We start from the raw sequence: 25031 nt of genomic DNA, 5'->3' as shown, positions 1-25031 counted from the left end.
CTTTTAAGGACTACATAAATCCCTTTGACCAAATATGTAATTCTTTGTAAAATGATATATATGGAAAGATTATGAATATACAGGAAATCTATGGATAGTAGATTTTAATAAATTATTCGGGGGAAATTTATTAGTTAAGTATATTAACTTGTTTGCACTACATTTTACAAATAAAGGGGTATTAGTAATCATGAAAGCAAAGAAATTAGTAAGTTTAGCATTACCAGTTATGTTATTGAGTGGTTGTATTACAATTGAAACTGATGGTAAGAAAGCTGAACCAAAGAAAGAAGAAACGCAAAAGGTAGAGAAAGAGAATAAGACTTCTGAAAAAGAGAGTAAGTCAACTGATGGCAAGAAAGAGGATAGCTTGTCTGTAGCGAAAGGTGAAGGTACAAACAGTAGTTCATCAAGTAGTCAACCAAATTCTTCTTTAAATAATTCAACTTCTTCTAGTTCTTCAACTGGTAAGGTAACTGGTTCAGATGTTGAAAGGTACAAGGCAGATATCATAAATAGTGCTACTCAAATTGAAAATACAATGAAATTAATTGAAGGAATAGCAGATTCAGACGTAAAATCATACAAACAAAAGAAAAGTGAAGTACAACTGAGTTTAGGTGGAGCAAAGGCAACTGCTACAAAGCTGAAGAATCTACAAGCGCCTCCAGAGTTACAGGGAGAACAGGCGAAGATAAAGCAGTCGATGGAACTATATGCGGATTGTTTTCAACTTCTCTTTGATGCATTAGATCAAGAAGACGAAAGTAAAATGCATCAATCAGTAAGTAAAGCACAAGAAGGTTCGAAACTGTTTGAAGAGGCAGCGAAGAGTATCGGTAGTAAAACCAACTAAAAATAAAGTATTTAAAGGGGTATTTGTAAGTACAGTTGGTGCAAGTGAAGAGTTAGGAATTAGTTATGGGAACACATTACAAATTTATCAAATGGACGATAATGTTCGTATTCGATATATAAAACAATAAATAATTGGTGAAAAACTCTGTAATAAATTTTACAGGGTTTTTTGTTAGTTCTAGTTTATTTTTTGTCTTCCTAAGCGCTAAGCATACTAGTATAAGTTGAGAAATGAACAAAACGATAATGATAGGCAGATGATGTAACTCCATAGTAACTGTAACCATCTAAAGCCCAATTCATACACTATGATGGAGGCTTTTTACTTACTAATCGGATGAAAAAGGAGTGTAATCATGAAGAAACGTACTGTTAATGAAGCGGGAGGGAATGTGCCACAACCAATCCGCAGCGACGGAGCAGGTGCGAGTGATTCTGGACCTCGTAATGTTATGCGGGATATTCAAAATCCGAATATGCTTGTTCCGCCTATAACGGATGCAGGGTTAGTTCCTAACTTGAAGTTTTCATTCTCGGACACTTCTATGATTTTGAAACAAGGCGGGTGGTCTCGGGAGATTACTGCTCGGGAACTACCGGTTTCGACGACGATTGCGGGAGTAAATATGAGTTTAACGGCCGGTGGAGTACGAGAACTACATTGGCATAAAGAAGCGGAATGGGCGTATATGCTTTTAGGACGGGCGCGCATAACGGCTGTTGATCAAAATGGGCGTAATTTTATTGCTGATGTTGGACCAGGTGATCTTTGGTATTTTCCGCCTGGTATTCCGCATTCCATTCAAGGATTGGAACATTGTGAATTTCTACTCGTTTTCGATGATGGGCATTTTTCTGATTTATCTACTTTAGCTATTTCTGATTGGTTTGCGCATACGCCAAAAGAAGTGTTGTCGGCTAATTTCGGAGTACCTGAGAGTGCTTTTCGTTCTATCCCTTCAGATCAAGTTTATATTTATCAAGGAGAGGTGCCAGGTTCGCTTGAAAGTCAGGAAATTCAATCACCGAAAGGAGAAGTTCCTTTAACATTTAAACATGAAATGTTAAAACAAAAGCCGATTAAGACGCCTGGTGGTAGCGTTCGAATTGTAGATTCTACAAATTTCCCTATTTCCAAAACAATCGCAGCAGCGCTCGTTGAGGTTGAGCCTGGTGGAATGAGAGAACTTCATTGGCACCCGAATAATGATGAATGGCAATATTATTTGACAGGGGAAGCGAGAATGACTGTGTTTCTTGGAAATGGTACCGCTCGTACATTTGATTATAGAGCTGGCGATGTCGGATATGTACCGTTTGCGACGGGGCATTATATTCAAAATACAGGTACCGAAACATTATGGTTTTTAGAGATGTTCAGAAGTAATCGTTTTGAAGATGTATCGTTAAATCAATGGATGGCACTGACTCCTAAAGAAATAGTGGAGAGTAATATACATGTTGGCCCGCAAGTAATGGATTCCCTGCGTAAGGAGAAGAGGCCTGTTGTGAAATATCCGGGGTTTTCATATAGTCCGAAAAATGATGAGTAAAAATGAAAATTTGCGTTATTCTTTCTGGAGACTGATAAGAAGGGATGGCGTATTTTTTATGCCTAATCTAGTCTTTATCCCGCTATTTGCCGGGCAGTAAGACCCCACCTCAAAATTCAGCGGAAGCAAAGAAGTTAGGTGGGGGGCGGGCTGTCCGTAAAAGCCCGATTGGTGAGGGTTGATTAAAGTTTCACTTTATTAGTATCCGTTCCTTGTATTATTGTTCGGGAAATTATTATTGGAGCATAGTATAGGGAAGATACATATAAAAGAGCGCCATTATAAGCTGTAACGCATAAGTTGCGCAGGAAATGCAACGATAACTAGCTTTACTCTTCATCATTTATTTGAACATAATGGGCATAGAGAGGTGATAAACACAGTATGATTTTTAGTGAGCGTTTAAAAGAAGAAAGGGAAAAAAGAAATTGGTCACAAAATGATTTGGCTGAAAAACTTCATGTGAGTAGGCAATCTGTTTCGAAATGGGAGACGGGAAAGAACTATCCGAGCATTGAAATTATTATTCATTTAAGTGATTTGTTCGGTATTACAATTGATGAATTGCTAAGGGGTGATGAAGAATTGACGCAGAAAGTAATTGAAGATAGTAAGCAATTGGCGTATCCAAAATGGAAGGTGTTTTTTGATAGTCTATTTATGATAGGGGTATTTTTGTTTATTGCAAAAATCGTTGTATGGATGCTAAATAAGTTTGCAGGAGCAAGTATTACAATTGTAGCAGATGCGCCATATGTAATGAATCTTTTACCCCTTGCATTCATGATTATAGGTGGTATGGGATCGGATAAGTTGAAGAAAATATATAGATAGAGGAAAGATTTGAAAGAAATCCCCTACACTAGCTGTTCTTTTCACTTAAATTGTGTACTATAAAGGATAGGATGACATAAAGAAGGGGATATAGAGAATGGAATTTCATGAACAGAAGATTTTGCCGGCAGTGAGGCAAATTAAAGATTTGGAAAAGCTATTACATAGTTCGTATGAATATATTGTTATTTTAGATATTCATGTCGGCCAATTGAAGAGTGTTATATCGCTTGCGAAGCAATATTGTAAAAAGGTGTTTTTACATGTGGATTTAATTCATGGTTTGCAGAGTGATGGGCATGCGACGGAATATTTATGTCAGGAGTTTAGACCGTACGGGTTACTTTCAACAAAGGCGAGCGTTATTATGAAGGCGAAGCAAAAAGGTGTTGTGGCAATACAACGCATCTTTTTAATCGATTCGAGTGCGATGGAGAAGAGCTGCAATCTTTTAGATAAGACGAAACCGGATTATATTGAGGTACTTCCTGGAGCATTAACGGACGTTATCGCTGAAGTGAAAGAGCGTACTGGTGTACCGATTTTAGCAGGTGGTTTTATTCGTACTGTAGAAGATGTGGAAAGAGCTTTAAACGCTGGTGCGACAGCAATTACGACATCAAAACGCGAACTATGGAAACATTACCAAAAAAAGTGACGAAAATGTGAATTTTTTCGTTGACACCGCTTTCATTTACGGTTAACATTATAGACAAGTTAATAAACGTGACGGAGAAAAGTAGAGATCCACATTTCATTGTTTCTATATAAATTTATATAGAAGCGTGCAAGCTGTGGGTCTTTTTCTTTTGACAAAAACGAATGGCCATTCATTTTACCTCTATCACATTTGGAAGCGTTTAAATTGATTGTGGAGGGATACTATGTCAGCATTTTTAGGAGAGTTAATAGGGACTGCGTTGTTAATCGTACTTGGTGGCGGCGTTTGTGCTGGTGTAAGTTTAAAGAAGTCGTTTGCGAAAGATTCTGGTTGGATTGTAATTACAATGGGCTGGGGCTTAGCGGTAGCGGTTGCAGCATATGCGGTTGGATCAATTAGTGGGGCACATTTGAATCCAGCTTTAACAATAGGATTAGCATTTAAGGGAGCGTTCCCATGGAGTGACGTACCTGGTTATATCGCAGCACAAATGATTGGGGCAATTATCGGGGCAGTTATCGTATATTTACATTACTTACCACACTGGAAAGAAACAGAAGATCCAGGAACAAAGTTAGGTGTATTTGCAACAGGTCCAGCAATTCCGAACACATTTGCAAACCTTTTAAGTGAAATGATTGGAACATTCGTTTTAGTATTTGGTATATTAGCAATTGGTGCAAATAAATTTGCAGATGGATTAAATCCATTTATCGTAGGTTTCTTAATTGTAAGTATTGGTTTATCATTAGGTGGGACAACAGGATACGCAATTAACCCAGCGCGTGATTTGGGTCCGCGTATCGCACACTTCTTCCTTCCGATTGCAGGAAAAGGCGGTTCAAACTGGAAGTATGCATGGATTCCAGTAGTTGGTCCAATTTTAGGTGGATCACTTGCAGGTTTATTCCATCAAGTTGTATTTGAAGGAAAACAAAATTCAGCACTTATTTATGTGATTATCGCAACTGTGATTGTACTAGCAATCTCTTATATGACAAGTAAAAAAAGCGGAAGCAATACAAATAGTAGAAAAGTAGCATAAGGGGGAAACCGATATGAAAAAATATATTCTTTCATTAGACCAAGGAACAACAAGCTCACGCGCAATTTTATTCAATAAAAAAGGTGAAATTGTTCATTCAGCTCAAAAAGAGTTTACACAACATTTTCCAAAGCCGGGCTGGGTAGAGCATAATGCGCAAGAAATTTGGGGATCTATTTTAGCAGTTATCGCAACTTGCTTAAGCGAAGCAGATGTAAAACCAGAACAAATCGCTGGTATCGGTATTACGAACCAACGTGAAACAACGGTTGTCTGGGATAAAACAACTAGTAAACCAATTTACAACGCAATTGTATGGCAATCTCGCCAAACAGCTGAAATTTGTGATGAGTTAAAAGAAAAAGGTTATAGCGAAATGGTTCGCGAAAAAACAGGTCTTTTAATTGATGCATACTTCTCTGGTACGAAAGTAAAATGGATTTTAGATAACGTTGAAGGTGCAAGAGAGAAAGCAGAAAACGGCGATCTATTATTCGGAACAATTGATTCGTGGCTTGTATGGAAACTATCTGGTGGTAAAGCACACGTAACAGATTATTCAAACGCATCACGTACGTTAATGTTTAATATTCACGACTTACAGTGGGATGATGAGCTTCTAGAAATGTTAACAGTACCAAAGAGCATGCTTCCAGAAGTACGTCCATCATCTGAAATTTATGGAGAAACAATTGATTACCACTTCTTCGGTCAAAATGTACCGATTGCAGGTGTAGCTGGTGACCAACAAGCAGCATTATTTGGACAAGCTTGTTTCGGTGAAGGTATGGCGAAAAATACTTACGGAACTGGTTGCTTCATGTTAATGAACACAGGTGAAAAAGCAGTAGCTTCTGAGCACGGTCTATTAACAACAATTGCATGGGGAATAGATGGTAAAGTAAACTACGCATTAGAAGGAAGTATTTTCGTAGCGGGTTCTGCAATTCAGTGGTTACGTGACGGAATGCGCATGTTTAAAGATGCAAGTGAGAGTGAAGTGTATGCGAGTCGCGTTGAATCAACTGATGGTGTATACGTTGTACCAGCATTCGTTGGACTAGGAACACCTTATTGGGATAGTGAAGTACGCGGCGCTATGTTTGGTGTAACACGCGGTACGACGAAAGAGCACTTCATTCGCGCAACGCTAGAATCTTTAGCTTACCAAACGAAAGATGTATTATGCGCAATGGAAGCAGATTCAGGTATTGAACTGAAAACATTACGCGTTGATGGCGGAGCAGTTAAAAATAACTTCTTAATGAAGTTCCAAAGTGATATTTTAGATGTTCCTGTAGAGCGTCCAGTGATCAACGAAACAACGGCTCTAGGTGCAGCATACTTAGCTGGTCTTGCGGTTGGATATTGGAAAAACCAAGATGAAATTAAAGAACAGTGGCATATGGACAAACGCTTTGAACCAACGATGGAAGCGAAAACAAGCGAAGAGCTATATGCTGGATGGAAAAAAGCAATTGAAGCAACAAAAGCTTTCAAATAATCATAAACAGTGTTATAATGGTGACAAGTTAATAATTCGGTAGGAGATTTGGAGAGACCACAACGCGCTATAGAGGCGAAATCTATAGCGGAGTTTGTGGTCTCTTTTTTCGTTATCAAAGGGAGGAATTACCATGAAATTTTCAAGTAAACAACGTAAAGACGTATTAAACGGAGTAAATAAACAAGAGTTAGATGTGATCGTAATTGGTGGAGGTATTACTGGTTCTGGTATTGCATTAGATGGAGCAACACGCGGGTTATCAACAATTGTGTTTGAAATGCAGGACTTTGCAGCAGGTACATCAAGTCGTTCAACGAAACTTGTACACGGTGGTCTACGTTATTTAAAACAACTTGAAGTGAAAATGGTAGCAGAAGTAGGTAAAGAGCGTGCGATCGTATATGAGAACGGTCCCCATGTAACAACACCAGAGTGGATGTTACTTCCATTCCATACAGGCGGTACGTTTGGATCATTTAGTACATCAATTGGTCTTCGTGTATACGACTTCTTAGCAGGTGTAAAACGAAGCGAGCGCAGAAAAATGTTTAACCGTGAAGAAACGCTGAAGAAAGAGCCTCTTGTAAAACAAGAAGGATTAAAAGGCGGCGGTTACTACGTAGAATATCGTACAGACGATGCGCGTCTTACAATTGAAGTAATGAAAGAAGCAATTGAACGCGGTGCAAAAGCTGTTAACTACGCAAAAGTAGATGGTTTCTTATATAAAGATGGAAAAGTATGTGGTGTACGTGTAATCGATTTACTAGACGGTGAAGTATACGAAGTTTACGGTAAGAAAATTGTAAACGCAGCAGGTCCTTGGGTAGATACACTTCGTGAAAAAGATAACTCGAAAAAAGGAAAAGTACTTCAGTTATCAAAAGGTGTTCACTTAGTAATTGATCAAAAACGTTTCCCATTAGGCCAAGCGATTTACTTCGATACACCAGATAAACGTATGGTATTCGCGATTCCTCGCGGCGGAAAAACTTATGTAGGTACAACAGATACGTTCTACGATAAAGACGCAGCTGTACCACAAATGACAACAGAAGATCGCACATACATCATTAATGCGATTAACTACATGTTCCCAAGCGTAAAAATTACGGAAAAAGACATCGAGTCAAGCTGGGCTGGTGTACGTCCGTTAATTTACGAAGAAGGTAAGAGTGCATCTGAAATTTCTCGTAAAGACGAAATTTGGACTTCTGAATCTGGTTTAATTACAATCGCAGGTGGTAAATTAACAGGATACCGCAAAATGGCTGAAATGGTAGTAGACTACGTAACGAACTTACTACAAAAAGAAGGTCATAGCGCATATCCGAAGAGCGACACGAAACATATGCCAATCTCTGGTGGACATGTAGATGGTTCACACGGATTCCCAGCATTCGTTGCGAAAAAAGCTGGCGAAGGTACGAAATATGGTTTAACAACAGCACAAGCAGAAGAATTCGCGAAATTCTATGGTTCTAACGTTGACGTACTATTTGACTTAGCGAAAAAACATAAAGACGAAGCGAAAGAATACAACATGCCGCTTGACGTTCTAATCCCGCTTGTATACGCAATGGATTACGAAATGACAGCAAAACCAGTTGACTTCTTCGTACGCCGCAGAGGCGCTGTATTCTTCAACATCCACTGGGTATATGAGTGGAAAGAAGCAGTAATCAACTACATGGCTGCGAAACTAGGCTGGAGCAAAGAAGAACAAATGAAATACACAGCAGAACTAGAAAAAGCACTAACAGACGCTGTTATTCCTGTAGATCAACAAGAACAGGCAGCTGCGTTAGCGTAAAATAGAAAACCACCTGAAGGGGAGCCTTTAGGTGGTTCTTTTTTTATGGAATATTCTTCTAACTATAAGAAAGCTCGTAAGTGGTATGTTATGACCTTTCTTGTTTGGGAGATATTACATTTACTAACTTTGTCTGATGTTTTTGATGTGTGGCGGATTGCTATAAATATGCTCGGTGCGTCGGTAGGATATCTTTTATTTATAAGCATGATACAAATAGATAATAAATTTAGGATAATGCGCAAGAAGATATTTGAAAATTAGCTTGCTATTCTGTAGTTTAAATTATACAAATTTAGTTTGATGGTAATAGAGTATTGCTGAAAACATAGGTGCTATATAGTGAGAGGATTTTTTATATTCGTAATAGGTGTTGTTCCTTGTTTACTCATACTGTTATGAAGCGGGTACATAATCCGTCTTTATTGGTGCTATAAATGATGAGAGCGGCACAGCTGAACTTGAAAAAGTCTAGCTGCGTTAGCGTAAAATAGAGAACCACCTGAAGGGGAGCCTTTAGGTGGTTTTTCTCTTGACTAAAAATAAATAAAATGTGTTACAATGATGATAGAGTATGTAGTGTGAATTTTGCATAAAATAAAAAAGACAGAAGCCTGAGAAACTTCTGCCTTGTGTAACCTAACTTGCTATTGTGGTGGTAGTAGGTGCGGTTATAAGACAATTACATTAACGTTTTAGCCGAGAACCGCCCTTACCTTTTCCACGAAGCAGGGTGGTTCTCGCTTTTTTGTATACAGAAATTAGCCACGGACCGACGTATCTTCTACCGATGACAACGCCAGCTCCGGTTAGGATACCATACACTAATTTAATTATAAACATCGCGATTATATTATCACCTCCCCCCTTTTTTCAAAATGGAAGAGATGATTGCCACACCTACTAGTTATAGCTTATTAAGTTACATTTTAATTGTATTATGTTTTAAAATAGGGAACAAGATATATGGATGAAAATTCCTGTTTTTAAGCAGAGCATTAGTGTCAGGGGACAAGAAGTAAATAAATATTCATAAAAAAACGGTATGGACATTACCATCCGTATTTTTTTATGTATTTATAAAACTTTTTCATACAGTGCGTCGTCTAATATATGGGAAGGAGGAAATGATGTGGATGAATTAACGGTAGAAGCGTTTGAAATAGAAGATAAGGAACTCCTTATCGATGAAATTATGAACAAGTATGGACAAGAAGTCCTGCAGCTTGTGTATTCATATGTAAACAATAAAGAGATTGCTGAGGATGTAACGCAAGATATATTTGTGAAATGCTATAAATCTCTGCATACATACAAAGGGAAGTCGAATGTGAAAACGTGGTTATGGAGAATTGCGATTAATCAATGTAAGGACTATATAAAAAGTTGGTATAACAACAAGGTGATCGTGACAGAGGATGAAGCTGCTTATATGGGGGTTCAAAATGGTAGTGTCGAACAAACTGTCATTCAAAATGCGGAGGACCGTGAACTGGCTTCTGCAGTAATGAATTTACCGATAAAATATCGAGAAGTCATTTATCTATTTTATTATGAAGAGTTATCAATTAAAGAGATTGCTATTGTAATAGACGTGAAAGAAAACACGATAAAAACGAGACTGAAAAAAGCGAAGGAGCTTTTGAAGAAAGGATTGGAGGAATAATCAAATGGAAGATCAATTAAAAGGCCTGCGAAAATCAATGGAGAATACAACGTTTAAACATTTGAGTTTTTCTGATCAGCACCAGAAGCAGGTGCGCGAAAAAATTAAGCAATCGTCCGAAAAGGAAGAAGATATCCTTTTAGCAGTGTTACAACTTCTTATGAATGAAAAAACGGGTTATGAATTGATGCAGTTGCTAAGAGGGAGAGGGATTCAAAAATTCGAAGGTGGTGAAGGGTCTCTATACACTTTATTACATCATCTAGAACAAAATCGCTTTATCCAATCTAGCTGGGATCACGCGGGAGCTAAATATTATCAATTAAATGATAAAGGAAATAAAATGCTGCGAAAGGCAGAGAAGAATGCTACGAAGGCACGATTTATATTAAAAGGATTAGTACAGGAGTGAGAAAAAATTGAGCAAAAAAGGGGAGCGTTTTTTAAAAGAAGTTACGAACCATATTAAATCAAAAGAAGCAAAGGACTTGGTGGCAACAGAACTAGACTTTCACTTGAAACAGACGAAGAATATGTGGATAGAGAAAGGCTTAAGTGAGGAAGTTGCTGAAGATAAGGCTGTTGAACAAATGGGAAGTCCAATTAAGCTTGGCCAGGAACTTAATAAACTACATAAGCCAAAGGTTGATTGGTTCTTAATTGGTTTATTAGTGGCTGCGATGGGGCTAGGATTTTTGCCAGTTATAGCTTTTGGATATACGAATGATGTAATAATGAATAAGGTGATATTTGTTATTCTCGGTGTTGTAACAGCTTTTGGGATGATGCTGATTGATTATCGGAAATTAGAGAGAATGGGAGGGTTGTTTTACACAATCGGGGTACTCATTCTGTTAATGCTATACTGTTTTCCGAACGCTTCGTTGACTGGAGAACCGTTAATAAAAATCGGTCCTATTGAAATTGATTGTTTAATAGCAGTACCGTTCTTTTTTCTAGCGTGGGCGTCTTTTTTCAATAATAGTAGGTTAAAGGTTATGCATCTTGTGGTTTTATATTTATTTTCTTTGTATTTATTTTTGATTGTATCAACCCTTTCGTCAATTTTTGTTTATATGACAATGGTATTCGTTATGCTTTGGTGGAGTAAGTTAGGAAAGAAAACGGCGTTGATTATTACGATTGTACCCATTTGTTTATTTATTATCAGGGCATCGGTATCCTGGTCTTCAGGATATCACTTAGATAGAATTTTAGGGTATTTAAATCCGGAGAGTGATGCAGGTGGTGCAGGATTTATGTATATACGATTAAAAGAGGTAATGTCATCAGCAGGTTGGTTTGGTACATATGGAGATATGAAATTCATCCCTGCTCCGGATACTGATTTTGTATTTGCAAGTTTGACTTACTATTATGGGTATTGGCTTGCATTAATTCTTGTCTTCGTTCTTTCTCTTTTTGTAGCAAGATTAATAGTCATCTCTTATAAAATAAATGATCGGTACGGTAAATTGCTACTCGTTGGTGGATTGACTCTTTTTGTATTCCAGTTCATTTATAATGTTGGAATGATACTAGGATTATTGCCGCTTGCTGCTATATCCTTACCTTTTATTAGTTACGGATTAACGCCGACTGTATTTCATGCGCTTATAATGGGGATCGTGCTGAGTGTGTATAGGCGTAAGGATATTTCAATTAGAATGAGAAAAACACCTTGAATCATCAAGGTGTTTTCGTTATAAGCTCAAAACTCTCCGAATCAGCCCCAAGCACAAAAGGACTAACCTCGCCAACGCTATAAAGTTGTAATTCATGCATTGCGCGCGTACAAGCAGTGTAGAATAATCTACGAACACTCTCGTCACTATATACATCTTTAGAAGCATCGTAAATAATAACAGCATCAAATTCGATACCTTTCGCTAAGTAAGCAGGGATCACGACAATGCCTTGCTCATACTCGGCTGAGTTACTTTTCACAAGTTTAATATTTTCGATATGACGAAGTGCTTCGTAGGCAGCGGCGCTTTCAGCTGCAGATTTACATATAATTGCGATCGTATTATGCTGCTCTTTTTGTAGTGCAGCAACTTTGGCAGTAATATGCTCGTGCAGCTGGCTGTCATTCGATACTTTCGTCACTGTAGGTTTCTCGCCGTCACGTTCAAAGGCGTGAATGTTCTTTCCTTCCGGTACGAGAGCACGTGTAAATTCAATAATTGGTTTTGTTGAGCGATAGCTACGAGTTAAGTTGATGCCGTTCGTTTCGTCTGGTCCGTATAAGCTAGTAAGTGTGTTGAAATTCACTGCTTCACTCGCATGAGCAAATATCGCTTGGTTAAAGTCTCCGAGTACAGTCATTCTTGCAGCAGGGAAGAGACGTTTTAAAAACTCGAACTGAAACGGCGAATAATCTTGCGCTTCGTCTACGAGTACGTGTTTAATCGACCTGTTCGTTTGGAAGCCTTCAATTAATTCTTTTAAAAGTAAGAATGGAGTCGCATCCTCGTAATATAGTTTTCCTTCATCAAGCATGTTTACTGTTAAGGAGCAAATGTCATCCCACTCTTTCGGTTTTTTCTCAGTAACCCATGATGCATCTGTGAAAAGTTGTTTATATATGCCTGTGAAATTGATAAAGCGTAATGTTTGAACGCCTTTACGCAGTGGCTTCAATTTTTTACGGACAATCATACGTCCAAGTACTCTCGTTTCTTTTTCAAAATCATTAAAGGAGTTGTCGTCAAACTCGCCTTTTTTCTGTAAATATTTATAAGCTTTTTGGTATTCATCTTTACTAAGTAATTCAATTTCTTCTTCTACCCAAGGCTTTTTCAGTTCTGCTTTTTCAAGTGCATCTATTTGCTTGTTTAGCCAATCTGTTAACTTCTCAATTCGACTATGGAAGCGGAGGGAGGAGTCGGTATTGTAAAATTGTTCTGTAATTTCTTTAGCAGAAACAATTAACTTTCCTCTAAATTTCATTCCTCTAAATAGCATGCCTGAAGATTCAAGAGATTGTCTGTACGCTCGAATCATCTCGAAAAATTGAGTAGATGCCTTAAATCGAATGCTCGCATTTCTCGTTTTATAGGTAGGATTATTCGTTTCAGTTAACATATATTCTAATTGTTCATAAGGATCTTCAACGTCAAATGACTTACTTAGTCTATGGTTTAAATATTCTTGGAAAGTCACTTGCTGCATATTTTCTTCGCCGAGTTCAGGTAGTACGTTAGAAACGTAGCTGTTGAACATAGAGTTAGGGGAGAAGAGAATAATTTGATCTGCTTTTAACCATTCGCGATATTTATATAGTAAGTAGGCGATTCGTTGCAGGGCAGCTGACGTTTTACCACTACCAGCAGCTCCTTGCACGATAAGGAGTCGGCCTTCATCGTGACGAATAATTTCATTTTGCTCGCGCTGAATCGTAGCAACGATGCTTTGCATATGTTTGTTCGTGCCTTTTCCAAGCGCTTGTTGCAAGATTTCATCACCAATTGTAAGGCTCGTATCGAACATAGAATCAATCTCGCCATTTTGAATAATGTATTGTAATTTTTTCTCCACATTACCGTGGATTACGCCGCCTGGTGTACTGTATTCAGCAGGTCCTGGTGGATAATCATAGTACACACTCGAAATAGGTGCGCGCCAGTCATATATAAGGAAGTTTTCTCCGCTTGCATCAGTAAGTGTAGCGACGCCGATATAAATTTGATCCGCGGCAGATTCTCCTTCTTCTTTGAAATCAATTCGTCCGAAATAAGGTGCTTTATGCATACGTCTTAATGCGGCAAGTCGATTAAAGGTGTGCTTATGGGTAATTTGTGTGACAGCTAGTGACTGAGCTTGTTGTCTTAAGTTGATAACTGTTTCAAGATAATCATCGAAAGTATCAGTATTCACTTTCACATCATCCCAAAAGTGTTTACGAATATTGATTACTTCTGCTCGGCGTCTGCCAGTTTCGTTTTCCAGTTTATCGATTTGCTCCGTAATTGTTTCAATTACGGTATCCAATCTTTTTTGCTCTAGATCAAGTTTTTTGTTCATACGGTAAGCACTCCTTTAAAAGTGAAAAATAGAGGTTGACTGAAGATGTGTTTTGGTGTAAAATTAAGATACGGATAAATACGTTCCTTTTGTTTTATAAAACGTGTTTCTGTTCTAATTTAACATAGTTTTTTCATTTAATCAATGATAATAAGATAAACCTTGGTTCTACGTGGCGTGGATCAAGGTTTTTTTGTGTTTGAAGAGGAGTCACGCTTGTTGTCGTTTTTTGTCGGTAAGTCGATATATTTCGAAAATCGCTGATATAATTGGAGTTGCGCTGATATATTTTGAAAATCGCCGATATAATTTCATTTACCGAATCTAGATTAACTACTGGGAGAAGAGGAGATAAAAAAAGCTCGGGCCGAAGCCCAAGCTTTTTTTATTTCATTATTTCTTTTCGTCTTTCTTAGCGTCAGCTTTTTTCTCTTCGAAAAGATCTTTTAAATCTTTATCGTCAACTTTTACGTCAGCTTTTTTGATTTCTTTCATCATAAGATCGTTCATAAATTGAGCATCTTGTGTTTTTTCTTGAACTAGTGATTTTTTAATATCAGCTTTTGCTTTATCGAAATTTGCATCTGCGTGATTATCAGTTACTTTGATGATATGGTAACCGAATTGTGTTTTTACAGGTTCGCTTACTTCACCTTTTTTCAACTTTTGAGCTGCTTCTTCAAATTCTTTTACCATTTTCCCTGGTCCGAAGAATCCTAAGTCGCCACCTTTTTCTTTTGAGCCTGTATCTTCAGAGTATTGTTTTGCTAATTCTTCGAAAGATTTACCTTGAGCAAGTTCATCTTTTACCTTTTTAGCAGTTTCTTCATCTTTTACAAGGATATGACTTGCTTTAATTTCTTTTTTATAATCCTCGAATTTTGCTTTTACATCTTTATCAGTAATCGATTGTTCAACCGCTTTTTCTTGAGCTAATTGAGCACGCACACTATTTTTAATAGTTTCTTCTTTAATACCTTGTTGTTTCATTAGTGTATCGAATTGATCACCGTATTGTTTTTTCATTTCATCGAACTTTTTGTCTACATCTTTGTCTTCAACTTTGTAGTTTTTAATAAGTACTTTTTCCATAACCATGTTGTTTAGTACTTGTTTACCAGCTTGTGTCTTCATTTGATCGTAGAATTCTTCTTTTGTAATGTCACCAGCTTTAGATGTAACAATTTTGTCTGATGATGATGTTCCACATGCTGATAATGCGATTACACTTGTTGCGGCTAAGGCAAGCATAGCTTTCTTCATTCAATAAACACTCCTACTATTATGTATTTTTAATTTATCCTACACCGATGAATTTTAGTTCATAAGAGCCCGATTAAGTCTCACTGATACTTTTGCTTTTTTATATTGGTAAAGCGCGCTTAACAGGGCTTACCGTGGCTGAGGATAAAGTTTTGATGAATGTTTTGTTCTATAGTATAAGCAATATGTACAAAATTTAATATATCATATTTCGAACCGTTTTCATATTGATAAAGAAAAATTAACCAGCACGTGTCAGATTTTGAAAGTGTGCCATATTGGGCGTATGCCGCATATACAGAATAGAGGAGGGGATGGGGATGAATTCTCAACTTATTTTATTACTTGTACTGTTTATTTTATTGGTTATTGTAGGTATAATTTGCTTATAGAGGAAAAAAGTGAGGAAGGGGCTTTCCTTCCTCACTTTCCATGAAATATAATTTCTATATAACTAGAAATTAATAAAATTGTTATACATACATTAATAACCCGAAAGACACCGGGCTGGCGGCTCGCAGCTATTTGTTTTCGTTCACACAGTGTATGTGTCATGAAATTCGTGTAAAATATAACAAGAAGTGCGAATGCGACAAAAACAACTGTTATAAGTGTCATGAGGCGAGACCTCCTTTTGGCTAAAATACATATACATATATTGTATCACACGATATTTTGTTCGTGTTACAAAATTCAGAAATAGAAGACTTTGTGTTAGAAAGTGAGGGAGAAAATGGACGTTGTTAGAAGATTAGAACAAGCTGAATACTATGTAGACCTATTATTTAAAATGATTGATGAAGAGAAGTGTCCATTTTATTCTTTGATCATAAAGAAAAAAGCTCGTAAAAAAGATATTGAACGTATACTAAATCTTTGTGAAAAACTGAACGAGCAATATGTAGTGGAGAAAGCAGAAGGGCTTCTTTTGTTCGATGCGCTGTTAGATCAATTTGAAAAAGCGCTTCCACATCAGCTCGAAGTACACGAAACTGCGGAAGCGCTAGCAAAACAAGGTTTATTTAAGCCGCTTATGAATGAATTCTTAAGCATGATTGCGAAAAAATAAATAGATTATTTCTTAACTAACTTTTGATCGGATTCTGTAAAGTTCTCTTCAATATCTTCTAATGATTTCTCAAAAATATCGATAAAGTCTTGTCCGTAAATGTTACGCAGGATTGCAATCAGTTCGATATTTTCTGGGAACTTCCCATAAAAATTACGAAGTGCAAGAGCCCCATTAAACACTGAATTATTTTCAGGATCATACTCTTCCATTAAGCGAAGTAGTAATTCTTCCCCTTTGTCTGTAATTTCAATGTACGTATTTCGTTTATCATCTTCCTTTTTTGAGAATACAAGATAGCCGCGTTCTTCCAGCTTTTTCGAGAAGTTAAACGCTGTTGATACGTGCATAACTCCAAACTTAGCAATCTCAGAAATAGAAGCCCCTTTTAAATGATAAGCGATTGTTAAAATATGATGTTCATTAATATTTAAATCGTAAGGTTTAATCCACTGCTGCCAATCTTTCTCTACACATTTCCATAACGCTTTCGATAATTGAGCAATGCGTTGGCTGAAAATCATCGCTTCTTTTACCGAGTAATCTTTTTCTCCACTTTTCATTTACTCACCCACTTTAACATTCTTTTTTCATTACTATCTATTATGCCAGTAAAATAAAAATTAATAAAGTCTTTTTGTGAGAATTGTGAAAATTTTTCGGAAAAATGACATTCTATACAAATCATGCATAACTATGGAAGCGTTTTATGAGTCGTGAATACATACGTTGTCCTTACATGTTAAGTGATAACATATATTGTAAATGCATAAAAACACGGCATATCTATATGATATGCCGTGTCAAGGTCAATTTATATAAAAAATATTTGTTATATGCAAAAAACTAAGCAGGAATTTGTTTACGCTTTTTCTGGAACAGCTTCTTGTAGTTTCTCAATTGACTTTTGGATGTCCAAAATTTCTTTCTCAATATGGCGCTTGTTTTGAGAAATATCTTGCTTCCAGTTAGAAAGCGTGTCTTGCATGTCATCTTTTAATTCTTGAAACACTTCTTTACCTTCTGAAGCAGTTGCAACAATTTGACGCTTTAATAATTTCGTATCAGCTGTAATATCAGCTAAAGTCTTTTTAATATCATTTCCTTTTTCTTTTAACTTGCCGCGCATGTCTTTACCAGAAGAAGGAGTTGAGAAAAGAACAGCTAGTCCAGCAACTGCTCCGCCACAAATAACACCTGTAATAAAGGATTTAGCTTTTGACATAAAAGGAGACCTCCTTATTTTTTGTTCGTATTCATGATGGGAAAAATATGCATATCTTTCTTATATGTGCTATGCACAAACAATCATCCCTGAGCATTTTAAGTAAAGAAACAAGCCATGCGGAATTTGATGACTTCAGGGAAGTGGCTTGTTATGTATTACGCCTTCTTATAGTGTCATTATTTCACACTATTTGCAATTGTACTTGCGATGTTTTGTAAATTTTCCATAGTGTATTCATTTTGATGTGATTTCCAAACAGCACCGAAACCATCTTTTTCACCGTAGCGTGGAATTAAATGAAGGTGGAAGTGGAACACAGTTTGTCCAGCTTTTTCACCGTTATTGTTAAGTAGGTTAAAGCCAACTGGATTAAACTCTGCTTTAATCGCATTTGCGATTTTTGGAACGACAGAAAAAATGTGTGATGCGATTTCTGGCGTTAACGCAAAAATGTCTTGTTTGTGAACTTTCGGAATAACAAGAGTATGTCCTTTTGTTACTTGACTAATATCTAAAAATGCAAGCACATGTTCATCTTCGTATACTTTTGAGCAAGGGATTTGCCCGTCAATGATTTTACAAAAAATACAATTGTCTGCTGTATGATTCATTGATCTCATCCTTTCAAATATCCTTAGCCGTATTTTACCATAATTACATAAGAGAACAAACACGAAAAACAGGAAGCTGACTCAGCTTCCTGTTTTCTGAAGAGGGATTGAAAAAGCATTATCGTAATTTACGTTTCGCAGACACCTCATTTATTTAAGAAATGCACGGTAAATCGGCTAAAGTTTCTGCCGTAGACACCCCATTTTCAAGTGAAATGAATTGCAATCTTTTTTAAAATGAAATTGTTTATTTTTTAAAACAGTATATGCTCTTTCAGAGACACCCCGTTTCGAAAATGAAACAAATGATCTGGTTATGTGTAAATTTCATTGTCCAACTTGGACACCCCATTTCATGATGACTTCACTATGTTGTTGTACTCATCAATTGGTGGTTGCTTTTTCAATGTGTTCCTTCTTCAATAATTATGATGTCCGCTTTCGGAAAAATATATGCTAATAAATTTAAAAATTTTTTTTGAGTACATGGATACTATGTAGTACAGCATAATTTTTGGTAAGATGAATATAGAATGAATACTAATGAAGAAAGTGGTGTCGTATGAGCGAGTTATTGCGTGTAGAAAATGTTACAGGAGGATATACGAAACGACCTGTATTAAAAGACGTTTCGTTCTCTGTTAATAAAGGCGAACTTGTCGGCTTAATCGGTTTAAATGGAGCTGGTAAAAGTACGACGATTAAACATATTATCGGTTTAATGGAACCGAAAAAAGGAACTGTCACAATTAATGGGAAAACAATTCGTGATGATATGACAGCGTACCGTTCTAGCTTTTCATTTATTCCGGAAACGCCAGTATTATATGATGAATTAACGTTAGAAGAGCATTTGAAATTAACAGCTATGGCGTATGGCGTTGATGAAAAACAATATGAAGAACGTGTAGGACAACTACTACAAGAGTTTCGTATGAAAAATCGTTTAAAATGGTTTCCATCTCATTTCTCAAAAGGAATGAAACAAAAAGTAATGATTATGAGCGCATTTTTAGTGGAGCCATCTCTTTACATAGTAGATGAACCTTTCGTTGGATTAGATCCGTTAGCGATTCAATCCCTTCTTCAAATGATGGACCAAATGAAAAAGAGTGGTGCCGGTATTTTAATGAGCACACATATTTTAGCGACGGCAGAGCGTTATTGTGATTCGTTCATTATTTTGCATCAAGGTGAAGTAAGAGCGAAGGGAACGCTATCTGAACTGCAATCACAGTTTAATATGCCAGGTGCAACGTTAGATGATATTTACATCGCGCTAACAAAGGAAGAAGATTATGAATAGCACAGCGTTATGGAAAGAACGATTTCGTCACTTTCTAAAAGAAGTTCGTACATATAGTAAATACGTATTTAATGATCATTTGAAATTTATTTTCGTGTTCATCATTGGTGCGGGAGCGTATTATTACCAGCAATGGTTACAAACGTTAACACCTTCGTTTCCGGCGGCGCTCGTAATGGCAGTATTAATTGGACTCGTGTTAACGGCTGGATCCATTCAAACATTATTAAAAGAAGCGGATCTCGTTTACTTACTGCCAGTTGAAGAAAAGTTAAAACCTTACTTCACAAAGGCATTTCTTTTTACATTTATGATTCAGTTATACATAATCGCAATCGTAGCAGCTGCGCTTGCTCCGTTATACTTCCAACAAATGAAGCAAACAGGAGCTGGCTACATATGGATCGTACTTGCATTTGTCATTGTAAAAGCGTGGAATTTATTTGTAGTGTGGGAAAAGTCATTTTTAACAGATCAAAATATACAAAGAGCGGATTGGTTCATTCGTTTTATCCTAAACGGTTTATTTGTATATTTCCTTGTAGAACGTACTTCAGTTCTTTTCATTGGTGGAATCGTCCTTCTCATGGTGTTATACCTTGCTATCATGCATCAAATGGTAAAGGGAAAGCCACTAAACTGGGAGTATTTAATTTCTGAAGAAGGTAAGAAGATGATGCTGCTGTACCGCATCGCGAACATGTTCGTTGATGTACCAGCATTAAAAGAAAGAGTAGCACGGAGAAAATGGCTCGATTTCATTCTTTCGATGATTGGTGAAAAGCGTACCTATTTATACTTATATACGAGAACATTTTTACGATCTGGTAACTATTTCGGTTTATATGTGCGTTTGCTCGCTCTTGGAGGAGTTATTCTTTACTTCATTCCATTTTTATACGGGCGATTTATCGTAAGTTTTATTTTCCTATACTTAATCGGTTATCAGCTCTTAACTTTATGGAAACATCACCGCATGAAGATTTGGCTTGATTTGTATCCGGTAGGGGGAGAAGAGAAGAAGAAAGATTTTCTTACTTTATTAAACGCGATTCTAATCATAGGGAGCGTAATCTTTACAGTTATATTTGCACTAGCAACGAAAGATTTCATGATGACAGGAATTTTACTTATCGTAAGCATATTATTTAGTATCGGTTTCGTTTACCAATACGGGGCGAAGCGCATTGAGCGTTTAAATTGAAGGGAATGAACCTATGATTACATATGAAGAAAAGGTTATAAAAGAACTGGAGCAGTGGAAAGCTACATTTATGAAAGATTCTTCTATGATGACACGGTTCTCAAAGAAAGTGCAGACGAAGGTGCAACAGCTCATTCCGGCGAAAGTACAAAAGGTACTAACAGAGACGATTCGTATGATGGTGCAAACGATCAGCGCCGGGTCAAACTTTATAAAGCCGAAGCTAAAAGAGACGACATGGTCACTGCAAAGACGTGACGACGAAGTTCGTAAAAAAATGGATGAGTACAAAAAAATAGCAGCGGCAGAAGGGGCTGGGACGGGGGCTGGCGGTATTCTCCTCGGTCTTGCTGACTTTCCGCTTCTACTTACAATTAAAATTAAATTTTTATTCGATGCAGCAACGTTGTACGGATTTGATACGAGTAAACAAGAAGAGCGTCTTTTTATCCTTCATGTTTTTCAGCTTGCCTTTTCAAGTGACGATCACCGAAAAGAAATATGGAAAGCAATCGAAACGTGGGATACAGAAGAAGAAAATCATATGGACTGGGAAAAGTTCCAAACAGAGTACCGAGACTATATCGATTTAGCCAAAATGCTGCAGCTCGTACCAATAATCGGTGCCCCGGTAGGCGCATATGCGAACTATCAACTACTGCAAAGACTCGGAGAAGTGACGATGAATTGTTATCGTATGCGATTGCTGAATAGGGATTAAAAAGAAGGCGTCCTACATGTGTAACGTAGGACGCCTTTTCTTAGAAGCCAAGTCCGATATAGCTAACTCCAACTATAATCAATACGATAAAAAGTACAATGATTAATGAAAATCCGCTCTTACCAGCTTGTCCTGCTTCACCGCCGCCATTACCACCACTACCGCCATTACCACCAAGTCCCATATGATATCCTCCTTATTGTTATATGTTGCTTTTACTTTATAACTTTCTGTATTTTCTGATAAACACCTTCTGTAGTGCTAACTAAATTGAAAATCATTTCGTTTTGTTTTATAATTTACTTACCGATCGGTAAGTAAAAATAAGTGAGGTACAGTATGACGAAGAATTTACAAACATCGCAAAACATTGTAGAGGCTTCATTTAAACTTATGGCAGAACACGGCATTGAGAAGATGAGTCTTTCCATGATTGCGAAAGAGGTAGGTATTTCAAAACCGGCTATTTATTATCATTTTTCTTCTAAAGAAGCTTTAATCGATTTTTTATTTGAAGAAATTTTCTCTGGATATCATTTCGTGAGTTATTTCGATAAAGAGCAATATACGAAAGAAAACTTTGCAGAAAAGTTAATTGCTGATGGTTTACATATGCTCTCTGAATATGAAGGGCAAGAAGGGATATTACGCGTTATCAATGAATTTATCGTAACTGCATCGCGAAATGAAAAGTATCAGAAACGCTTATTTGAAATACAAGAAGATTTCTTAAATGGTTTCCACGATTTATTGAAGAAAGGCGTAGAACTTGACGTAGTGTCACAACATGAAACGGAAGAAAATGCTCATACGCTAGCACTCGTGATTGATAATATGAGCAACTATATGCTCATGGGATTCCAGTTAAAGTATAAAGAAATTTGGATTCGAAATGTGAAAAACGTCATGAAGGAGGAGTAAAGATGAAAATGCAAAAAAACTGGTGGCTCGGTTTTCTTGGATTTATTGGGGTTTATAAAATACCAGGTATGATTGAAGCTTTTCAAGCGGATGGAAATTGGATGAAGTTAATCGGTTTCATTTGGCTACTTTGGTTCGGATATTTTATTCCTGAGAAGAAAGAAGATTGAATTTCAATTTTCTGTAAAGTTACGTAAAATATAGATTGAGAGTATTCATATATTAGATTACTAGATTTGGAGTGGTTACATGGATCCATTGAAAAATGAAATTCACCCTGACATGGTCAAGGTGTGGAAAGCGCGTTCTTTAATTGAGCTAGGAATTAGTATTATAGTCATTTTGGCATATCTTTTCTTTATGATTAAGTTTAATTGGTGGGCTTGGATTTTCTATGTGCTCATCGGATTAACAATTGTATATACACCGTTTGATTACTTTACGTTTCCGAAACTACGTCAACGTTATTACAGCTACCAACTAAATGAAGAAGAACTTGAAATTCAGCATGGTCTTTTCGTCGTAAAGCGCGTATTAGTACCGATGATTCGTGTACAGCACGTAACGATTGAACAAGGGCCAATTATGAGAAAATACGGATTAGCAGAATTACACATTTCAACAGCAGCAACTTCTCATAGCATCCCAGGTTTAACGATGTATGAAGCTGAAATGTTGAAAACGAAAATCGCAGAATTAGCGAAAGTGAGTGATGAGGATGTATAAGAGGCAGCATCCAATCACGATGTTATTAGAATTAAAAATAACAGATTTTATACCATTTATTATTTTTCTTTTTAGCTTAAAGGGAAAGTTTCCATTTTGGTATTTAGTTCCTATTGGTTTTGCGGTAATCACAATTGTTTCAGCTATCGTAGGTTGGTATTACAAAGTATACTGGGTCGAAAATAACGTATTACATGTGAAGCAAGGTCTCTTCGTAAAGAAGGAGAGCTACTTAAATAAAGAACGTGTTCAAACAATTAATACAAGTTCTAACGTACTATACCAAATGCTCGGTTTGAAAAAAATTCAGATTGAAACAGCTGGCGGGGGCGATGAAGCAGAAGTTAGCTTAGCTGGAATTACGGTAGAAGAGGCGACGGAGCTTATTACTTTGCTAAATGAGCCAACTCCAGAAGTGAAAGCAGAAAAAACGTTAGACGAAGCAGCAGAAAATACAGTAGAAAAAGCAATTGTTACAGAGGAAAAACAAACGACAGAGTACAAGTTAACGTGGAAAGAGATTTTAATAGCGTCTGTTACATCTGGTCAATTTGGAGTATTGTTCTCTTTAATCTTTTTCGTTTATCACCAAGTAGATGAGTATATTCCGAAATGGATAAAAAATAGTGTGACGTCATATGTAATGGACCACGATATATATGGCTGGATTTACATGGTAGCTATTCTACTTGTCGTTTCTTGGATGATATCTACAATTGGCTACGCGTTAAAACACGGTAACTTCACAGTAAATCGAAAAAATGATGAAGTCCGTATTTCGCAAGGGTTACTGGAGAGAAAAGAACTCGTACTAAAATTGCACCGCATTCAAGGGATTACGATAAAAGAAGGCATTTTACGCCAACCGTTCGGTTATTGTGCTGTGCAAGTAGAAGTCATTCAAAGTGAAGGGAAAGAAGAAAAAGTTACACTGCATCCTATCATTCGAAAAAATCGAGTGCAACAATTACTCGCGCATTTACAATTACCATACGAACTGAATGCAAATATTACTTCGTTACCAAAAGCAGCATTGCGCCGCTATCTCATTGATAGTTTCATCTTTTTCGCTATGCTCGCAATCCCGCTTACTGGAATAAGCGTATACTTTGAAAAGTATTACATCATGTGGGCATTACTACCGCTCGCAATCCTTATCTTTACACTTGGCTACGCAACATTTAAAACAAATGGCTACAGTGTTAACGGAGAACAAATTACACTTGTCTATCGTAGCGTCGGAAAATATACAGGACTTATTAGAAGAAGACACGTCCAATCAATGGAGAAGACACAATCATATTTCCAGCGCCGTGCGGATTTATGTACGTATAAGTTTTCGAGTGCATCATCTAGTTATAAAATAGAGCATACGAGAGTAGAAGATGCGGAGAGAATGCAGGATTGGTATAAGAAGAAAATAAATGAGATGTAACTTGAGAAAGCTTGCCTATTATGAAAGGCAGGCTTTTTTGTTATAGGGAAAAGAGTCGTTTAATCCATATATTAGTACAACTACAGCACACATGTATCAATACGTATGAAAAAAGGTAATATGCTTCTGTTTTAGGAAAATATGTGGGATTTTTGATATAAATGGTATAATAAAATGGAAATAGTATTAGGAGGTTATATATGATAAGTCAGTTGAAAAGAGAAGCACTTGATGCATTAAAAGGAAGATGGGGACTAGCGGTAGGGGCAACCTTATTAATTGGAATCCTTATTGGAGCTGTTGAAATGCTAACAACAGGTATTTTCTCGATATTTTGGGGTTGGGAAGAAGCAAGTGATTCACTTACAGTAAGTATTATAGTAATGCTTGTTATTGGTCCATTAACAATAGGTGCCTATTATCTTGTTTTAAATACAATTCGTGGGACTGATGCTCGCATTGGTCATATATTTAGATGGTTTAGCGATGGAAGTAAGTTGATGAAGTCGTTTTTAACATATTTACTAATGTATGTATACTTGACTCTATGGACATTACTTCTTATTATTCCAGGTATTATTAAA

28 protein-coding genes and 1 pseudogene are annotated in these 25031 nt (G+C 36.9%); 21 read left to right on the top strand and 8 right to left on the bottom strand.

Features of this window, described 5'->3' with window-relative positions:
- The first annotated feature begins 190 nt into the window (after positions 1–190).
- From ABWK52_RS05560 to ABWK52_RS05520, 9 genes and pseudogenes are all read left to right on the top strand, one after another.
- Positions 191–856: a DUF7018 domain-containing (lipo)protein gene (locus ABWK52_RS05560; protein WP_061113546.1), complete on the top strand. Its 666-nt coding sequence runs from the start codon at positions 191–193 to the stop codon at positions 854–856.
- Positions 816–986 (top strand): hypothetical protein, encoded by a 171-nt coding sequence (locus ABWK52_RS05555; protein WP_162840099.1) that lies wholly within the window; start codon positions 816–818, stop codon positions 984–986. The genes ABWK52_RS05560 and ABWK52_RS05555 overlap by 41 nt, the downstream gene beginning before the upstream one ends.
- Before the next feature lie 228 nt (positions 987–1214).
- Positions 1215–2411, top strand: a complete 1197-nt coding sequence (locus ABWK52_RS05550) for an oxalate decarboxylase family bicupin (RefSeq protein ID WP_097796464.1) — start codon at positions 1215–1217, stop codon at positions 2409–2411.
- A 384-nt stretch (positions 2412–2795) separates the two neighbouring features.
- Positions 2796–3245, top strand: coding sequence for a helix-turn-helix domain-containing protein (locus ABWK52_RS05545; RefSeq protein ID WP_000577650.1), 450 nt, complete (start codon positions 2796–2798; stop codon positions 3243–3245).
- Between the two features lie 97 nt (positions 3246–3342).
- The gene (glpP, locus tag ABWK52_RS05540) at positions 3343–3903 is read left to right on the top strand and encodes a glycerol uptake operon antiterminator GlpP (RefSeq protein WP_000394285.1); all 561 of its coding nucleotides are present in this window, start codon (positions 3343–3345) and stop codon (positions 3901–3903) included.
- 226 nt (positions 3904–4129) lie between these two features.
- Positions 4130–4951: a glycerol uptake facilitator protein GlpF gene (gene glpF / locus ABWK52_RS05535; RefSeq protein ID WP_001272195.1), complete on the top strand. Its 822-nt coding sequence runs from the start codon at positions 4130–4132 to the stop codon at positions 4949–4951.
- A 13-nt stretch (positions 4952–4964) separates the two neighbouring features.
- Positions 4965–6455, top strand: coding sequence for a glycerol kinase GlpK (gene glpK, locus ABWK52_RS05530; RefSeq protein WP_000760011.1), 1491 nt, complete (start codon positions 4965–4967; stop codon positions 6453–6455).
- Positions 6456–6588: 133 nt separating this feature from the next.
- Positions 6589–8271: an aerobic glycerol-3-phosphate dehydrogenase gene (gene glpD, locus ABWK52_RS05525; protein ID WP_097796465.1), complete on the top strand. Its 1683-nt coding sequence runs from the start codon at positions 6589–6591 to the stop codon at positions 8269–8271.
- A 57-nt stretch (positions 8272–8328) separates the two neighbouring features.
- Positions 8329–8535, top strand: a pseudogene (locus tag ABWK52_RS05520) (hypothetical protein); the annotation flags it as partial.
- A gap of 423 nt (positions 8536–8958) precedes the next feature.
- On the opposite strand, the gene ABWK52_RS05515 reads toward ABWK52_RS05520, so the two are convergent.
- Positions 8959–9114 (bottom strand): hypothetical protein, encoded by a 156-nt coding sequence (locus ABWK52_RS05515; RefSeq protein ID WP_000469930.1) that lies wholly within the window; start codon positions 9112–9114, stop codon positions 8959–8961.
- A 289-nt stretch (positions 9115–9403) separates the two neighbouring features.
- Between ABWK52_RS05515 and ABWK52_RS05510 the strand changes: the two genes are divergently transcribed.
- Genes ABWK52_RS05510 through ABWK52_RS05500 form a run of 3 tightly spaced genes read left to right on the top strand, consistent with a single transcriptional unit; the run spans position 9404 to position 11622 of the window.
- The gene (locus tag ABWK52_RS05510; RefSeq protein WP_016109447.1) at positions 9404–9937 is read left to right on the top strand and encodes a sigma-70 family RNA polymerase sigma factor; all 534 of its coding nucleotides are present in this window, start codon (positions 9404–9406) and stop codon (positions 9935–9937) included.
- A 4-nt stretch (positions 9938–9941) separates the two neighbouring features.
- A complete protein-coding gene (locus tag ABWK52_RS05505) occupies positions 9942–10349 on the top strand; it encodes a PadR family transcriptional regulator (protein ID WP_097796467.1) in 408 nt (135 codons plus the stop codon).
- A gap of 7 nt (positions 10350–10356) precedes the next feature.
- Positions 10357–11622 (top strand): FtsW/RodA/SpoVE family cell cycle protein, encoded by a 1266-nt coding sequence (locus ABWK52_RS05500; protein WP_061655434.1) that lies wholly within the window; start codon positions 10357–10359, stop codon positions 11620–11622.
- 4 nt (positions 11623–11626) lie between these two features.
- Here the strand turns inward: ABWK52_RS05500 and helD are convergent, their stop codons facing one another.
- The 3 genes from helD to ABWK52_RS05480 form a co-directional block, all read right to left on the bottom strand.
- Positions 11627–13963: an RNA polymerase recycling motor HelD gene (helD, locus tag ABWK52_RS05495; protein ID WP_097796468.1), complete on the bottom strand. Its 2337-nt coding sequence runs from the start codon at positions 13961–13963 to the stop codon at positions 11627–11629.
- Positions 13964–14356: 393 nt separating this feature from the next.
- Entirely contained in the window at positions 14357–15226 is an 870-nt protein-coding gene (prsA, locus tag ABWK52_RS05490) for a peptidylprolyl isomerase PrsA (protein WP_000710063.1), read from the bottom strand.
- A gap of 423 nt (positions 15227–15649) precedes the next feature.
- Entirely contained in the window at positions 15650–15844 is a 195-nt protein-coding gene (locus tag ABWK52_RS05480; protein ID WP_000172690.1) for a hypothetical protein, read from the bottom strand.
- A 115-nt stretch (positions 15845–15959) separates the two neighbouring features.
- Between ABWK52_RS05480 and ABWK52_RS05475 the strand changes: the two genes are divergently transcribed.
- A complete protein-coding gene (locus ABWK52_RS05475) occupies positions 15960–16295 on the top strand; it encodes a DUF1878 family protein (protein WP_000383655.1) in 336 nt (111 codons plus the stop codon).
- A 5-nt stretch (positions 16296–16300) separates the two neighbouring features.
- On the opposite strand, the gene ABWK52_RS05470 is transcribed toward ABWK52_RS05475, so the two are convergent.
- The 3 genes from ABWK52_RS05470 to ABWK52_RS05460 all read right to left on the bottom strand — a co-directional run bounded on the left by ABWK52_RS05470 (position 16301) and on the right by ABWK52_RS05460 (position 18134).
- On the bottom strand, positions 16301–16858 hold the full coding sequence (locus tag ABWK52_RS05470) for an HTH-type transcriptional regulator Hpr (protein ID WP_000834924.1): 558 nt from the start codon (positions 16856–16858) through the stop codon (positions 16301–16303).
- Between the two features lie 299 nt (positions 16859–17157).
- Positions 17158–17520, bottom strand: coding sequence for a YtxH domain-containing protein (locus tag ABWK52_RS05465; RefSeq protein ID WP_098541316.1), 363 nt, complete (start codon positions 17518–17520; stop codon positions 17158–17160).
- Positions 17521–17699: 179 nt separating this feature from the next.
- The gene (locus ABWK52_RS05460) at positions 17700–18134 is read right to left on the bottom strand and encodes an HIT family protein (RefSeq protein ID WP_001016835.1); all 435 of its coding nucleotides are present in this window, start codon (positions 18132–18134) and stop codon (positions 17700–17702) included.
- Between the two features lie 562 nt (positions 18135–18696).
- On the opposite strand from ABWK52_RS05460, the gene ecsA reads away from it, so the two are divergent.
- The 3 genes from ecsA to ecsC are packed head-to-tail and all read left to right on the top strand — an operon-like array spanning position 18697 to position 21365.
- Positions 18697–19440 (top strand): ABC transporter ATP-binding protein EcsA, encoded by a 744-nt coding sequence (gene ecsA / locus ABWK52_RS05455; protein WP_001292603.1) that lies wholly within the window; start codon positions 18697–18699, stop codon positions 19438–19440.
- Positions 19433–20644 (top strand): ABC transporter permease EcsB, encoded by a 1212-nt coding sequence (ecsB, locus tag ABWK52_RS05450; protein WP_098541318.1) that lies wholly within the window; start codon positions 19433–19435, stop codon positions 20642–20644. Before ecsA ends, ecsB begins: the two co-directional genes overlap by 8 nt.
- Before the next feature lie 13 nt (positions 20645–20657).
- Positions 20658–21365, top strand: coding sequence for an ecs operon protein EcsC (ecsC, locus tag ABWK52_RS05445; protein WP_098507857.1), 708 nt, complete (start codon positions 20658–20660; stop codon positions 21363–21365).
- A 40-nt stretch (positions 21366–21405) separates the two neighbouring features.
- Here ecsC and ABWK52_RS05440 read toward each other — a convergent pair whose 3' ends face one another.
- Positions 21406–21549, bottom strand: a complete 144-nt coding sequence (locus ABWK52_RS05440; RefSeq protein ID WP_000522760.1) for a YjcZ family sporulation protein — start codon at positions 21547–21549, stop codon at positions 21406–21408.
- A gap of 155 nt (positions 21550–21704) precedes the next feature.
- Between ABWK52_RS05440 and ABWK52_RS05435 the strand changes: the two genes are divergently transcribed.
- From ABWK52_RS05435 to ABWK52_RS05415, 5 genes are all read left to right on the top strand, one after another.
- A complete protein-coding gene (locus ABWK52_RS05435) occupies positions 21705–22286 on the top strand; it encodes a TetR/AcrR family transcriptional regulator (RefSeq protein ID WP_000164831.1) in 582 nt (193 codons plus the stop codon).
- Between the two features lie 2 nt (positions 22287–22288).
- Entirely contained in the window at positions 22289–22456 is a 168-nt protein-coding gene (locus ABWK52_RS05430) for a hypothetical protein (protein ID WP_000783813.1), read from the top strand.
- 79 nt (positions 22457–22535) lie between these two features.
- Positions 22536–23012: a PH domain-containing protein gene (locus tag ABWK52_RS05425; protein WP_000371346.1), complete on the top strand. Its 477-nt coding sequence runs from the start codon at positions 22536–22538 to the stop codon at positions 23010–23012.
- On the top strand, positions 23005–24447 hold the full coding sequence (locus ABWK52_RS05420; RefSeq protein WP_098507858.1) for a PH domain-containing protein: 1443 nt from the start codon (positions 23005–23007) through the stop codon (positions 24445–24447). The genes ABWK52_RS05425 and ABWK52_RS05420 overlap by 8 nt, the downstream gene beginning before the upstream one ends.
- A 200-nt stretch (positions 24448–24647) precedes the next feature.
- The coding region (locus ABWK52_RS05415; protein WP_353771888.1) for a DUF975 family protein at positions 24648–25031 on the top strand (384 nt) is incomplete at its 3' end.

Source organism: Bacillus sp. AP50, from assembly GCF_040492675.1.
Lineage (GTDB): Bacteria > Bacillota > Bacilli > Bacillales > Bacillaceae_G > Bacillus_A > Bacillus_A cereus.
Note: the sequence above shows the minus strand (reverse complement) of the source record. Positions and strands in the feature narration are given on the sequence as shown.